The sequence below is a fragment of the Rickettsia sp. 109562A South Dakota genome (assembly GCF_055791265.1).
Genome location: NZ_CM147703.1, coordinates 563756 through 579532 on the forward strand (window position 1 = coordinate 563756; position 15777 = coordinate 579532).

Here is a 15777-nt window from a genome sequence, read left to right on the forward strand (position 1 = left end):
ATTAAAATAATTTTATTAACGTACCATACGTCTAGAAATTTAAATTATTGAAATTTCCTAGGCTCTGTGAACATTTCTAATTGATTTGTTATTTTTAGATATTTTTTAGTGAAAATTAATAAGATTTTTGAAAGAATAGCTGCTCCTATTTTAAAAAAATCTTATAATTTGCAGCAAAAAATAGCCAAAATTAAATCTTTTTAGAAATGTTCACAGAGCCTACACAAGATCTAAATAAGAAGCTTACTAGGTTTCTTTAATTTAGGCTTTATGTAAAAAAATTTAAAACAGTATATTTTTAATTTTTTACTGCAAATTATAAGTATTTTGTTGAAATAGATAGCTATTCCAATAAAAACTTTATTGTTTAAAATATAAATAATTTAAATTTTATATACAGAACCTAGTCACTTCAATACGGGCAGTAATTTTATCAGTCAGGAGATTATATGGTTTCATTAAGGGATAATATAGAAGCACAACCCTTGTCACATAATAGAAGAATAAGAAAAAATTTCGGTCACATAAATTTAGTAGCAGATATACCGAATTTGATTGAAATTCAAAAAAATTCATATGAAAAAAACTTTCTACAGTTAAATATTAAAGATTCTGAAAGAAAAAATAAGGGTTTACAATCTATATTAAACTCAATTTTTCCTATTTCGGATTCTTCTAATATTGCTAACTTAGAATTTGTAAAATATGAATTTGATCCTCCAAAATATGATGTAGAAGAGTGCAGTCAAAGAAGTTTAAATTATGCTGCTCCTCTTAAAGTTACTTTAAGATTAAGTATTTGGGACATAGATGAGGATACCGGTACTAGAGAAATTAAAGGGATTAAAGAGCAAGAAGTATATATGGGTGATATCCCGTTAATGACTAAAAACGGTACTTTTATTATCAATGGTACGGAAAGAGTAGTTGTATCACAAATGCATCGCTCACCAGGTGTATTCTTTTATCATGATGAAGGAAAAGTCCACTCTTCCGGAAAGCTTTTATATTCTGCTCGCGTTATTCCATATAGAGGGTCTTGGCTTGATTTAGAGTTTGACGCTAAGGATGTTATTTATTTTAGAATTGATAGAAAAAGAAAGCTTTATGCTACTACTTTGCTTAGAGCTATAGGCATGAGTACTGAAGAAATTATAAAATTTTATTATAATTCAGTAACTTATAAGCGTGTTAAAAATAAAGGTTGGGCGGTTAAATTTATGCCCGGGCATATTACTGCTCATCGTTTAACAAGTGATTTAGTAGATGCAGATACCGGTAATGTTTTACTGAAAGCAGGACAAAAAATTACCCCTCGTTTAGCTAAAAAATATTTTGGAGAAGGGCTTAATAATATTTTAGTAGCTCATGAAACTTTAATCGGCAAATATCTATCCGAAGATTTAAGAGATCCTGCAAGTGATGAAATATTAGCAAAAATCGGTGAAATGATTACTGCTGATATGCTAAATGTTATTAATGATCTTAAAATTAAAAATGTTAACGTGTTAGTGATCAATCCTCAATCCGGTTCGTATATAAGAAATACCTTATTTGCCGATAAAAACCAGGCTCGTGAGGCAGCATTATGTGACATTTTCAGAGTTTTAAGACCAGGCGAACCTGCTAATATTGAAGCAGCCGAAAGCCTGTTTTATAATTTATTTTTTGATGCGGACAGATATGATCTTTCAGAAGTCGGGCGAATAAAAATGAATTCTAGGTTAGAGCTGAATATTTCTGAAGAAGTTACAGTTTTAACAATTGATGATATTAAAAATATCGTAAGAGTTTTAGTAGAGCTTAAAGACGGTAAAGGTATCATAGACGATATTGATCATTTAGGTAATAGAAGGGTTAGATCGGTAGGTGAATTGATAGAAAATCAATTTAGAATAGGTTTAGTCCGAATGGAAAAATCCGTAATTGAAAGGATGTCGGCAGGTGATGTTGATACCGTAATGCCTCATGATTTAGTAAATTCTAAAATTTTAGTTTCAGTAGTAAAAGAATTTTTTAGTACTTCGCAATTATCACAGTTTATGGATCAAACAAATCCATTATCGGAAATAACTCATAAAAGGAGGTTATCGGCACTCGGTCCTGGAGGTCTTAGTCGAGATCGAGCAGGTTTTGAGGTGCGTGACGTACATCCGACTCATTATGGTCGTATTTGTCCTATTGAAACACCTGAAGGTCAGAATATCGGGTTAATTAACTCTATGGCTACCTATGCTAGAATAAATAAACACGGCTTTATAGAGAGTCCGTATAGAAGAGTTAAAGATGGGCGTGTAACCGATGAAGTGGTATATCTTTCTGCCATTGAAGAAGGTAAATACAAAATTGGACAAGCAAACTCTAAAGTTGATAAAGACGGAGTGCTACAAGGAGAGTTTATTAATTGTCGTGTTGAGGGAGGAAATTTTGTAATGGTAGAACCGCATGAGGTGGATTTCATTGATGTGACTCCTATGCAGGTAGTATCGGTTGCGGCTTCTCTTATACCTTTCCTAGAAAATGATGATGCTAATCGTGCTTTGATGGGTTCAAACATGCAAAGACAAGCCGTTCCTTTAATTAAAACGGATGCACCTTTTGTAGGTACCGGAGTTGAAGGGGTAGTAGCTCAAGATTCCGGAGCATCGGTACTTGCATTACATGACGGTATTGTTGAGCAGGTAGATTCAAATAGAATCGTAATTAGAACTCTAGAACAAAAAGCTGACGGTTCTCCTTCGGTTGATATTTACAATTTACTAAAATTCCAAAAATCTAATCATAATACTTGTATTAATCAAAAGCCTTTAGTTAAAGTCGGTCATTACGTTAAGAAAAACGATATTATAGCTGACGGTCCTAGTACGGATAACGGTGAAATTGCTTTAGGTAGAAACGTACTTGTGGCTTTCTTACCTTGGAACGGTTATAATTTTGAAGATTCAATTTTAATATCTGAACGTATAGTAAAAGAGGATGTGTTTACATCTATTCATATTGAAGAGTTTGAAGTAATAGCCAGAGATACACGTCTTGGTCCTGAAGAAATTACTCGTGATATACCTAATGTAAGTGAAGAAGCATTACGTCATCTTGATGAAGTCGGAATAATTTATGTAGGTGCAGAAGTAAAAGCCGGTGATATTTTAGTCGGAAAAGTAACACCGAAAAGTGAGGCGCCTATTACACCTGAAGAAAAATTATTACGTGCTATTTTCGGGGAAAAAGCCTTTGACGTAAAAGATTCGTCGCTGCACGTACCTTCCGGAGTTAGCGGAACCGTAGTAGAAGTAAGGGTATTCTCTCGTAGAGGCGTGGAAAAAGATCAGCGTGCTATTGCTATTGAAAAACAACAAATTGAAAAATTAGCAAAAGACAGAGATGATGAGTTAGAAGTTATTGAGCATTTTGTATTTAGTTGGCTTGAAAAGCTTTTAGTAGGGCAGGTGATTATTAACGGTCCTAAGCAAGTAACAGCAGGGCAAACTATTACTACTGAAATGCTAAAAGGCTTATCTAAAGGGCAATTTTGGCAGCTTACCGTGGAAGATGCAAATGTAATGAATGAAATAGAGCAGATAAAGACTCATTATGATGAGAAAAAAGAGGCTCTTGATAAAAGATTTGCTACTAAGGTAGAGAAATTGCAAAGCGGTGATGATTTACCTCAGGGAGCTTTGAAAGTAGTCAAAGTATTTATTGCAACTAAGCATAAATTACAACCCGGTGATAAGATGGCAGGAAGACACGGAAATAAAGGTGTTATTTCACGTATCGTACCTGAAGAGGATATGCCGTTTTTAGAAGATGGAACAGTGGTGGATATTGTTCTTAATCCGCTTGGTCTTCCGTCTCGTATGAATATAGGGCAGATTTTAGAGACGCATCTTGGGTGGGCATCAATAAATTTAGCAAAAAAAATATCTACCTTAGTAAAGGAATATCACAATAAAAAGATCGGTATTGAGCAAATTAAGAAATTCTTAATTGAGCTGTACGGAGAAAATATTAATTCTATACTTGAAAGATCAGAAGAAGAGATTATCTCTTTCTGTAAGACAGTAAGTAAAGGCGTACATTTTGCAACTCCTGTATTTGACGGAGCAAAAGTTCAAGATGTTAAAGATATGCTAAAGCTTGCCGGTCAAGATCCTTCAGGACAAGTAAAATTAATTGACGGTAGAACCGGTGAATATTTTGATCGTCTAGTAACTGTCGGACAGAAATATTTGATGAAATTGCATCATTTAGTCGATAATAAAATTCACTCTCGTTCTATAGGACCTTATAGTTTAGTAACGCAGCAACCGCTTGGAGGTAAATCTCATTTTGGCGGACAGCGTTTTGGGGAAATGGAATGCTGGGCTCTACAAGCTTATGGTGCTGCTTATACGTTACAGGAAATGTTAACGGTTAAGTCAGATGACGTAAACGGTAGGATCAAAACTTATGATTCTATAGTACGTGGTGAAAATAATTTTGAATCAGGTATTCCTGAGTCATTTAACGTTATGATAAAAGAGTTTAGATCTTTATGTCTTAACGTAAAGCTTGAAGTGACTTCGAGTTAAATGTGTTATCCCATGGTCAAGCCGGCTTTGATGTGTGGATCGATTCTTTTTATTGTCATTCCGGCGACTTGATCGCGGGATCCAGTTAAAAATACTAAAATTATTAGTATCGTAAGTTGTGTTTTTGGATACCGTGGTCAAGCCACGGTATGACATTTTAGAGAGCAAGTAATTTTTAAGGAAAAGTATTTATGAGCGTAGTAAATTTTTACGGACAATTAAGTAATACTCAACAATTTGATCAGATAAGGATTAATATAGCAAGTCCCGATCAAGTACGTTCGTGGTCTTTCGGTGAAGTAACGAAGCCTGAAACAATTAATTATCGAACTTTTAAACCTGAAAAAGATGGGTTATTTTGTGCAAGAATTTTTGGTCCGGTAAAAGATTACGAATGTCTCTGCGGTAAATATAAGCGGATGAAAAATCGTGGTATTACTTGCGAGAAATGCGGCGTTGAAGTTACGGTTTCTAGAGTAAGACGTGAAAGAATGGGGCATATAGAGCTTGCAGCTCCCGTTGCTCATATTTGGTTTTTAAAGTCGCTACCTTCAAGAATTAGTACGCTTCTTGATATAACAATGCGAGATTTAGAAAAGATTCTTTATTTTGAAAATTATGTAGTAGTTGACCCAGGGTTATCAATTTTACAAAAAGGCGCACTCTTAACAGAGGAAGAATTACAGAAAGCAAAAGATAAGTACGGTGAAGATGCATTTACTGCCTCTATAGGTGCAGAAGTAATACAACAAATGCTTAAAGAGCTTGATTTTTCAAAGTTAAAGCAAGAATTATACGAAGAATTACAAAATACCACTTCAGAAGTAAAAAAGAAAAAATTAGTAAAACGTTTAAAATTAGTAGAGGATTTTTTAGAGTCGGAAAACAAGCCGGAATGGATGATTATGGATGTTTTACCGGTGATTCCTCCTGAAATTAGACCCCTTGTTATGCTTGACGGAGGAAGGTTTGCTACTTCGGATTTAAATGAACTTTATAGAAGAGTAATTAATAGAAATAATCGTTTAAAGAAACTAATAGAGTCAAAAGCTCCTGATATAATAGTCCGGAACGAAAAAAGAATGTTACAAGAAGCGGTGGATGCATTATTTGATAACGGTCGTCGCGGGCGAGCAGCAAAAAATGCTAATAAGCGTCCATTTAAGTCATTAAGTGACATGCTTAAAGGTAAGCAGGGTCGTTTCCGTCAGAACTTGCTCGGTAAGAGGGTTGATTATTCAGGGCGTTCGGTTATCGTGGTAGGACCTGAGCTTAAACTTCATCAATGCGGCTTACCTAAGAAAATGGCTTTAGAGCTATTTAAGCCGTTTATTTATTCTAAGCTTGAGTTGTACGGCATCGCTACAACTATTAAAGCCGCTAAAAGAATGGTGGAAGCTGAAAAATCTGAAGTTTGGGACGTGCTTGAAGAAGTGATAAGAGAGCATCCAGTTTTACTTAATAGAGCTCCGACGTTACATAGGCTTGGTATTCAAGCATTTGAACCTCTATTGATAGAAGGTAAAGCGATTCAGCTTCATCCGCTTGTTTGTGCTGCGTTTAATGCGGATTTTGACGGTGATCAGATGGCGGTACATATCCCGCTATCGATTGAGGCACAGCTTGAAGCTAGGGTATTTATGATGTCTACGAATAATATCTTAAGCCCTGCTAACGGACGTCCTATTATTGTACCGGATAAAGATATAGTACTTGGTTTATATTATCTAACCCTTGCATTTGATAATGAAGTAGGTGAAGGTATGATGTTCTCAGACTTAGCTGAGATGGAACATGCTTTATATAATAAATTTATAACTATTCATACAAAGATAAAATATCGTAGAAATCAGTTAAATGCCGAAGGTAAAATGGTGCCTGTTATCATTGATACTACTTACGGTAGGTTAATGGTCGGTGAGTTATTGCCTTCTCATCCTAATATAGAGTTCAAGTTTATTAATAAACAACTAACTAAAAAAGACATATCATTAGTTATAGATTTAGTTTATCGTCACTGCGGTCAAAAAGCTACGGTAATTTTCGCCGATCAGTTAATGAAACTAGGTTTTAAATATGCTTGTTCTTCAGGTATTTCTTTTGGAATGGATGATATGGTAGTACCGGAATCTAAGAGTACTCATATCAATGAAACGCAACTTGAAATAAAAGAATTTGAACAACAATATTCAAACGGTTTAATTACTTACGGAGAGAAATATAATAAAGTAGTTGATGCTTGGTCAAGATGTACCGATATAGTAGCAAACGACATGATGAAAGAGATTGCTACGCCGCCGATTAATGATGATCCAAATCATCAGAAAATAAATGCTATATATATGATGGCTATTTCCGGAGCAAGAGGTTCTTTCCAGCAAATTAAGCAGCTTGGTGGTATGCGAGGTTTAATGACCAAATCAAACGGTCAAATTATACAAACTCCTATTATTTCTAATTTTAAAGAGGGGTTAACCGAATTTGAGTGTTTTAATTCTGCTAACGGAATGCGTAAAGGGCAAATAGATACGGCTTTAAAAACGGCAAGCTCAGGTTACTTAACAAGAAAATTAGTAGATGTTGCACAGGATTGTATTATTACGGAGAAAGATTGCGGAACCGATAAAGGAATTGAAGTTAAGAGTGTTATTGAAGGCGGAGAAGTTATAGTACCTTTAGCTGAAAAGATTTTAGGTCGTACTGCTGCTATCGATATATTTCATCCGGTAACTAATGATCTAATTCTCAATACAGGCGAGCTTATTAATGAAGCAAAATTAGAACAGATTGAGTCGGCAGGATTAGACAGAATTATGATCAAATCCGTATTAACCTGTGAAAGTACTACCGGTATATGTAGCATATGTTACGGTAGGGATCTTGCTACCGGTACATTAGTATCGGAAGGTGAAGCAATCGGGGTTATTGCTGCTCAATCTATCGGTGAACCGGGTACGCAGCTTACAATGAGAACTTTCCATATCGGAGGAGCGGCAACAAAAGGTGCTGAGATTTCTTCCGTAGAAGCTTCCTATGATGCAAAAGTGAAAATTATAAGCCGTAACGTTGTTATTAATTCCGAAGAACGCAAAATTGTTATGAGCCGAAATTGTGAGTTATTATTGCTTGATAATAACGGTAATGAAAAGGCACGTCATAAAATTCCATACGGTGCTAGATTACTTGTTGATGACGGTGATATGGTTATGAAAACTCAAAAACTAGCGGAGTGGGATCCTTATACTATACCAATTATCACGGAGAAGTCAGGTAAAGTTTTATTTAAAGATATGGTTGAGGGTATTTCTATTCGTGATGTAACTGACGAAGCTACCGGAATACCAAGTAAAGTTATTATTGAATCAAAGCAATATTCACGCGGTGCAGAATTACGTCCGCGTATACAGCTTTTAGATGCTAAAGGTGAAGTTATAACCTTATCAAACGGTTTAGAAGCTAGATATTACTTGCCGGTTGGAGCAGTTTTAAGCGTGGAAGACGGAGTGCAGATATCGGTAGGTGATATTATTGCACGTATACCGAAAGAATCAACCACTACTAAAGATATTACCGGTGGTTTACCGAGAGTTGCCGAACTTGTAGAAGCAAGACGTCCTAAAGATCATGCAGTTATTGCTGAGGTTGACGGTAGAGTAGAATTCGGTAAAGACTATAAATCTAAAAGACGTATTATCATACATCCGATTGATGACACAATGTCTATTGAGTATATGGTACCAAAAGGCAAGCATGTTGTAGTTAACGAAGGTGACTTTGTTAAAAAAGGTGATTTATTGATTGATGGTAATCCGGTACTTCAAGATATTTTAAAAGTAATGGGTGTAGAGGTTCTTGCAAATTATATTGTTAAAGAGGTTCAGGCCGTTTATCGTCTACAAGGTGTAAAGATTGATGATAAGCACATAGAAGTTATTATTCGTCAGATGTTACAAAAAGTAGAGATTACAGATTCAGGTGGGACTACGTTATTAGCAGGTGAAAAAATAGATAGACATGAATTCGATGAGATAAATAACAAAGCTATTAAAAACGGTTTAAAACCTGCTGAAGCACAATTAATATTACAAGGTATTACTAAAGCTTCGTTGCAAACTAGATCGTTTATCTCTGCGGCATCATTCCAAGAGACTACTAGAGTTTTAACTGAAGCAGCTATTGCCGGTAAAGTAGATAAGTTACGAGGACTAAAAGAAAACGTGATAGTTGGACGATTAGTACCTGCCGGAACCGGTTATTTTATGGACAAAATGCGTAAAGCAGCCGTAAAGCTTGATGAAGAGAATGTATAAATGCTGAACAAGGATAAGATCTTTAATCTTATCCTAAACTGATGTTACGAACGTTTAGTATGTCATTCCTGCGGAAGCAGGAATCCATAAAACAACTTTTAATATCAATGATTTTAATATTTTAAGCTGGATCTAGCTCACAAGTCGCAGTACGATAACTGAAAAATTGAGGCATTGCCTAAAAAAGGTGGTTTTGTTTTACACAACTCTTAAAAAGACCTTATTGTCATTCCAGCAACGGCGGGAATCTAGAAAAAATAACCTTAATATTGGTACAAAAATTACATATTTGATAAAATAAACATATCACAAATAAATTTTTTATATGTTTTACTGGATTCCCGCCTACGCGGGAATGACATAGAAGCATTAGGTTATCCCAAGCAATTCTTTTTAGGCAATGCCAAAATTGATTCATGCAACAAAGCCATCGCTAATAGCAAATTTACAAAAGTATTTTTATATTTAAAGCTAATAACAAGGGATCGGTGCTGTTAAATGCTCGTAGTTTTGACCTAAATAAGGGACGGGTTGTGCTGAGATATACGTATTATTGTTATCATAATTATAATTACCGTATAATTGTAATCTTGCTAAATAATCCTCAATATAAGCGTTTTTAAGTATTTCTTGATGATTATGTATCTGGTATTCTGCTAGATAATTTTCAATATAGACTTTTTGTACTTCCTGACAAACTCCATCATGTAAAGCTTTGAGCATTATTAAGTTCATTAATGGGTTAGTATTAACTTCTTCATATTTTTGATCATTAGAAAGAGGTCTGTTACTTACTTCTACCTTATCTATTTGAAGATTTTCTGATTCAGCGTTGACTTTTGCTTCAAAATTTATGTTTGGGAAAAGGGCTTTCACGTCCGTTATTTCAAGTTTTCCTCCTTTTTTACCTACTTCATAAGCTTTGGAAACAATTTGTTTATAAATAACGTCAATTAATGCTCGTTTTGTTTGTATTGCATCAGAATAGTTAATTCCTCCTGCATTCCAAAATTTTACTATTTTAGAAAAAACAGGAATATATTTATCGGCCTTTGCTAAAAATTTTTGTACAAATGTAGGTTCAATAAGAGGTGCTAATGTAGGATTTTCTTCATAGTTTTTAAATACATACTCGACAATTTTAGGTATATTTTGATCTGTTTCTATTTCGTCAGGTAAGCCATGTAATATTTTTTTGGCTATTGCTTGATCCATCTTCTTATACAAAATATTACCCCCGATCCACGTCCATACCGGATTAGCTGTAAAACAAAGCTTTGTTACATAAAATGCTAGTGATATAGGTAGAGATAATAGCTTTAAATAGTTAAGGTAAGTATATCGTATCGGGTGAGGCGTGAGACTATAAACCTCATTCATATCACAGTTTAACTCACATGATGTTTTAATCATTGTATACTTCTGTTTAATTAAGTAAGAAGTGATGTCATGTATTAGCATATGGTTACTTAAATTTAACTAATTCGCCAGCACAATATAAAAAACGTTAACATTTGTCAACTAGTATTTAATGAGATTTTGTTTTAAATCAATTATAATACTTGCAAAGTTTTATCAAGATAAATAGAATTATCGCTCAAGCATACTCTTCTGCTTTCAAGAATTTAATTTTATTTTGAGAGATGAGCACCCGCAGCCTATACTGAATAGGTGAGGATGCGAATCCTTGATAAAATGAAATTAAATTCTTGAAAGCAGAAGAGTATCAATAAGTTAATATAAGGAATAGTTATGCTTAATGTAAATTTTACCAATGAAGAATCGCTTAACAATCAAGGTTTAGTAGTTTTTATTGATGAACAGTTAAAACTTGATAGTAATTTAATAGCACTTGATCAACAACATCATGGATTAATTTCTAAAACTATTGCAGATAAATTACGATTTACCGGTAAATATGGACAGATCAAGGTTATTCCGTCCTTCATTAAATCAGGCGAGATTAAATATTTGATAATAGCAGGGCTTGGGGATGAAGAAAAGTTAACTGAAGCAAAAATCGAAGAGTTAGGCGGCAAAATCTTACAGCATGCAACTAGTGCTAAAATTTCTACTATCGGCTTAAAAATTATAAATAGAATAAGCAGATTTACATCTCAAACATTTGCATCTTTAGTTGTTAGCGGTGCATTTCTTGCTTCTTACAGATTTGATAAATATAGAACTACCTTAAAAGAAGCAGAAAAGTTTGCAGTAGAATCAATTGAAATTTTTACCGATAATAACACTGAAGCAGCAAAATTATTTGAAGTCAAAAAATTAATTGCTGAGGCAGTATTTTTTACAAGAGATATAAGTAATGAACCGTCAAATATTAAAACTCCGCAAGTCTATGCCGAAAGAATAGTTGATATACTTGAACCGCTAGGAGTAGATGTTGATGTTATCGGTGAACGTGAGATGAAAAATCTTGGTATGGGAGCATTACTTGGTGTGGGACAAGGTTCACAACACGAGTCAAAGTTAGTAGTTATGGAATATAAAGGCGGCAGTAAAGATGCTCCTACTATTGCTTTGGTCGGTAAGGGAGTGATTTTTGATACAGGCGGTATTTCCTTAAAACCGTCAAGTAATATGCATTTAATGAGATACGATATGGGAGGTTCTGCAGCAGTTGTGGGTAGCATGATTGCAGTTACCGGTCAAAAATTACCTGTAAATATAGTCGGTGTTGTAGGGCTTGTAGAAAATATGCCGTCCGGTAACGCACAGCGTCCAGGGGACGTGGTCACTACCATGTCAGGGCAAACTGCAGAAGTTTTAAATACCGATGCAGAAGGGCGTTTAGTACTTGCTGATGCTGTTTGGTATGCACAAGAAAAATTTAAGCCTAAATGTGTGATTGACATTGCAACTCTAACAGGAGCAATAACCGTAGCACTTGGTAGTACATATGCCGGTTGTTTTTCCAATAATGATGAGTTAGCGAGTAAATTAATAAAAGCGGGGGAAGAAGTTAATGAAAAACTTTGGAGAATGCCGCTTCATGATGAGTACGATGCAATGATTAGCTCCGACATAGCCGACATGGCAAATATCGGTAACGTACCGGGAGCTGCCGGAAGCTGCACGGCTGCACATTTCATTAAACGTTTCATTAAAGATGGAGTAGATTGGGCTCATTTAGATATAGCAGGCGTTGCAAATAGTAATAAAGCTTCATCGCTTGGTCCTAAGGGAGCAGTGGGGTACGGTGTGAGACTACTTGAAAAATTCATCAAGGAATATACTCGATGAACTTCAAAAATTGGCTACGTCGTTCTACAAGTACTGTGGTACTCACGTATTAAGTATACGCTCCGTTCCTCGTCTTGTGAACTCCTTGCTTTTTTTGAAGTTGATCTTCGTATACTACTTTGCATTTACTAGTAGTATACTTACTCTTCGTTTATTCGGAATATATATTCCTGATAAATGAAGAATAGTTAGAATAAAATATAATTAAATTTGTATTCGAGATGGGAACCGCTTTTCATCTCGAATACCCACTATTTTAAACTTCTTTCAAAAGGGAGTATGCAATACTACTTTTGAAAGAAAAGAAGTATATTATGAACAGTAAACCTTATATTTTTGTTATAGGTAATGAAAAAGGAGGAGCAGGTAAAACTACCTGTTCTATACATCTAATAATAGCTCTGCTTTATCAAAATTCTTCGGTAGTAAGTATAGATACCGATTCACGTCAAAGTTCTTTAACAAATTATTTAAAAAATCGAGATTTATATAATAAACAAAATCCTGATAAACCTGTATTAGTACCGAAACATTTTCATATATCGGAAAGTGAAGTAGAAGAGCAAGCAAAGAGTTTTGAGCAGGTACTCAAAAATAATCAGGATGCCGATTATATAGTGATTGATACCCCAGGCAGCCATACTCCTTTATCAAGGCTTGCTCATTCTTATGCCGATATGATTATTACACCGATTAATGATAGCTTTCTAGATTTAGACGTGATAGCAAAAATCGATAGCAAGGACGAAATTATTAGCCCATCAATCTATAGTCAAATGATTTGGGAACAGAAAATGGAGCGTGCTAGTCGTGATAGAGTCAGTATAGATTGGATAATACTTCGTAATCGTTTAAGTAACCTTGATGCATTAAATAAACGACGTGTAGGAAATGTATTAGCTAAACTTGCTAAAAGAATTAACTTTAAACTCGCAGAGGGATTTAGCGAACGTGTAATATATAGGGAATTATTTTTGCAAGGTTTAACATTACTTGATCTAAAAACTGCAAAATATGATAGAGCATTTAATAGCTCACATGTGCTTGCACGTCAAGAATTACGAAATTTTTTAGACTTTTTAGGTATTAAGACTATGTTTAAAGGTTAATTTCTATTATAAAAAATATATATAATGTGCAAAATTAATATGTTTTAACTTTTTAAGAGAAACAAATGCCAAATATTTCTGAAAATATTTCACCGGAACAACGAAAGGAAGCGGATGAGCTTATTAATAAATATAAGAATTTAACTCCGGAAGAACAAAAAGAAGTGGATAGAACACTTGAATCACATTTTAGAGAAAAAGATCTTGAACGAAATGATCTTCAGTTAAGAATGAATAAGATATTTGGTAATCTATCAAGCGAAAATCAAGAAAAATTACAAGTAAATAATTCCTATAAATAAAATTAAAGAGGAGTTATTACCGTTAATTAAAGGAATAATAAATTTAGTAGAAAATGTTGCGGAGATAATAAAAACCCTAAGAAAGCAATATATTAATGGATTAAAGGTGAGTTAAATCAAGTAAAACCTCAACAACAAAATCATATCCAATCATTGCCAAAACAAAAGAATGTTCCTACATTATCAAGATAAATTTTTAGTTTTTATTTGCGAAAATCCACAATTTTATGTATATAATATAGGGGAAATCGTATAATAAAAAAATAAAAATGCATCAATATAGAACTCATAATTGTAACGAATTACAAATATCCGATGTAGGAAAAGAAGTTAAATTGTCAGGTTGGGTACATAGAAGAAGAGATCACGGTAATCTAGTTTTCATAGATTTACGTGATCATTACGGTATAACTCAAATCGTGTTTACAGATCAAAACCTCCAGCTTATGGAGACGGCTAGTCGTTTGCGTTATGAGTCGGTAATTACGGTTATTGGTAAAGTTGTAGCAAGATCAGGGGATACTATTAATGATACGCTTACGACTGGTCATATTGAAATATTAGCCGGAGAATTTATTGTTGAATCAGCAGCAGCTACTCTACCTTTTGTTATTAATACCGAAAAAGACGCTCCGGAAGATTCGAGGCTTAAACATCGCTTTTTAGATCTTAGACGTGAGAAATTACATAATAATATAATACTCCGCTCGCAAATTATTTCTCATATTCGTCATTTGATGACGGCAAGAGGTTTTACTGAATTTCAAACGCCGATCCTAACGGCAAGCTCACCTGAGGGAGCTAGGGATTTCTTAGTGCCTAGTAGAATGCATCCCGGTAAGTTTTATGCACTACCGCAAGCACCTCAGCAATTCAAGCAGCTTTTCATGGTTTCGGGGTTTGATCGTTATTTCCAAATTGCTCCTTGTTTTCGGGATGAAGATGCAAGAGCCGATAGATCCCCTGGTGAGTTTTATCAGCTAGACGTAGAAATGTCTTTTGTTACACAGGAAGACATATTTAGTACTATTGAGCCTGTGATGCATAATTTATTCACTAAATTTACAGACAAGAAAGTATCAGAGACCCCTTTTATCCGTATCCCATATAATGAATCTATGCTAAAATACGGCTCTGATAAGCCTGATTTGCGTAACCCTGTTATAATTGCTGACGTAACGGAAATATTTAGAGATTCCGATTTTACAATTTTTAGAGAAAATATCAAAAAAGGTAGTGTCGTTCGTGCAATTCCTGCACCTAAAGCAGCAGCACAACCTCGTAGTTTCTTCGATACAATGATAGAGTTTGCGATATCCGAAGGAGCAGGAGGACTTGGCTATATCCAATTTAGTGAAAGCGGTAAAGCAAAAGGACCGGTAGCAAAATTCTTAAGCCCGCAGCAATTAGAGAGCCTAAAGGCTACTGCCAATATAAGTAACGGTGATGCCGTATTTTTTGCTAGCGATAAAAAAGAAAAAGCTGCCAAACTTGCCGGTAAGGTTAGAATAAGACTTAGCGATGAGCTTGATTTACTTGAAAAAGATTGCTTTAAATTCTGCTGGATTACTGATTTTCCATTCTATGAATTAAATGAAGAAACAGGTAAAATTGATTTTAGCCATAATCCGTTTTCTATGCCGCAAGGCGGTTTAGATGCTTTAGAAAATGCTAAAACAACCGAAGAGTTGTTAGAGCTGACCGCATACCAGTATGATATTGTGTGTAACGGTATTGAACTTTCCAGCGGTGCTATTAGAAACCACAAGCCGGAAATTATGTATAAAGCATTTTCCATAGCAGGTTATAGTGAGGAGGAAGTTGATAAGAGATTTGGCGGTATGATTAGAGCGTTTAAGTTTGGTGCTCCACCACATGGCGGAATGGCTCCAGGAATTGACCGAATTGTTATGCTGCTTGCAGAAGCTACAAATATAAGAGAAATAATTGCATTTCCTTTAAACCAACAAGCGGAAGATTTACTTATGAACGCCCCAAGCTATGTAGAAGATAAAGCTCTAAAAGAGCTAAGCATTATGCTCTCACCGTCTGCTAGAAAAAATGCAGAGAAAGAATAAGAATTTATAGTTGTTGCTAGGCTCTTGAAAAACGCTCCGATGTCATACCGTGTGGCCCCTCCCGGTATCCAGTAAAACAAATATTTATATGGATCTCGCTACAAGCTTGGCATTGTTGCATGGCCTCGGTATAGCGATTCGATGTCATT

The 15777-nt window shown here is 34.9% G+C and carries 6 protein-coding genes and 1 pseudogene; 6 read left to right on the forward strand and 1 reads right to left on the reverse strand.

The features are described from left to right. Positions 1-449: 449 nt before the first annotated feature. Positions 450-4571, forward strand: coding sequence for a DNA-directed RNA polymerase subunit beta (rpoB, locus tag ACIAS7_RS03180; RefSeq protein ID WP_473199318.1), 4122 nt, complete (start codon positions 450-452; stop codon positions 4569-4571). A 191-nt stretch (positions 4572-4762) separates the two neighbouring features. Beyond that, positions 4763-8881 carry a DNA-directed RNA polymerase subunit beta' gene (gene rpoC / locus ACIAS7_RS03185; RefSeq protein ID WP_473199319.1) on the forward strand — a complete coding sequence of 1373 codons (4119 nt, stop codon included), beginning with the start codon at positions 4763-4765 and terminating at the stop codon, positions 8879-8881. Positions 8882-9352: 471 nt separating this feature from the next. Here rpoC and ACIAS7_RS03190 read toward each other — a convergent pair whose 3' ends face one another. Continuing rightward, on the reverse strand, positions 9353-10342 hold the full coding sequence (locus ACIAS7_RS03190) for a DNA-binding protein (protein ID WP_473199320.1): 990 nt from the start codon (positions 10340-10342) through the stop codon (positions 9353-9355). Between the two features lie 291 nt (positions 10343-10633). Between ACIAS7_RS03190 and ACIAS7_RS03195 the strand changes: the two genes are divergently transcribed. The 4 genes and pseudogenes from ACIAS7_RS03195 to aspS all read left to right on the forward strand — a co-directional run bounded on the left by ACIAS7_RS03195 (position 10634) and on the right by aspS (position 15628). Then, positions 10634-12139, forward strand: a complete 1506-nt coding sequence (locus ACIAS7_RS03195; RefSeq protein WP_473199321.1) for a leucyl aminopeptidase — start codon at positions 10634-10636, stop codon at positions 12137-12139. A 314-nt stretch (positions 12140-12453) separates the two neighbouring features. Continuing rightward, positions 12454-13248 carry a division plane positioning ATPase MipZ gene (locus tag ACIAS7_RS03200; protein WP_473199322.1) on the forward strand — a complete coding sequence of 265 codons (795 nt, stop codon included), beginning with the start codon at positions 12454-12456 and terminating at the stop codon, positions 13246-13248. Between the two features lie 65 nt (positions 13249-13313). Continuing rightward, positions 13314-13742: pseudogene (locus ACIAS7_RS03205) on the forward strand (DUF3106 domain-containing protein). A gap of 77 nt (positions 13743-13819) precedes the next feature. Next, positions 13820-15628: an aspartate--tRNA ligase gene (gene aspS / locus ACIAS7_RS03210; protein WP_473199323.1), complete on the forward strand. Its 1809-nt coding sequence runs from the start codon at positions 13820-13822 to the stop codon at positions 15626-15628. Positions 15629-15777: the final 149 nt, after the last annotated feature.

Coding starts and splice junctions, on each gene's coding strand:
- rpoB (WP_473199318.1), top strand. CDS start 450: ATGGTTTCATTAAGGGATAATATAGAAGCACAACCCTTGTCACATAAT.
- rpoC (WP_473199319.1), top strand. CDS start 4,763: ATGAGCGTAGTAAATTTTTACGGACAATTAAGTAATACTCAACAATTT.
- ACIAS7_RS03190 (WP_473199320.1), bottom strand. CDS start 10,342: ATGCTAATACATGACATCACTTCTTACTTAATTAAACAGAAGTATACA.
- ACIAS7_RS03195 (WP_473199321.1), top strand. CDS start 10,634: ATGCTTAATGTAAATTTTACCAATGAAGAATCGCTTAACAATCAAGGT.
- ACIAS7_RS03200 (WP_473199322.1), top strand. CDS start 12,454: ATGAACAGTAAACCTTATATTTTTGTTATAGGTAATGAAAAAGGAGGA.
- aspS (WP_473199323.1), top strand. CDS start 13,820: ATGCATCAATATAGAACTCATAATTGTAACGAATTACAAATATCCGAT.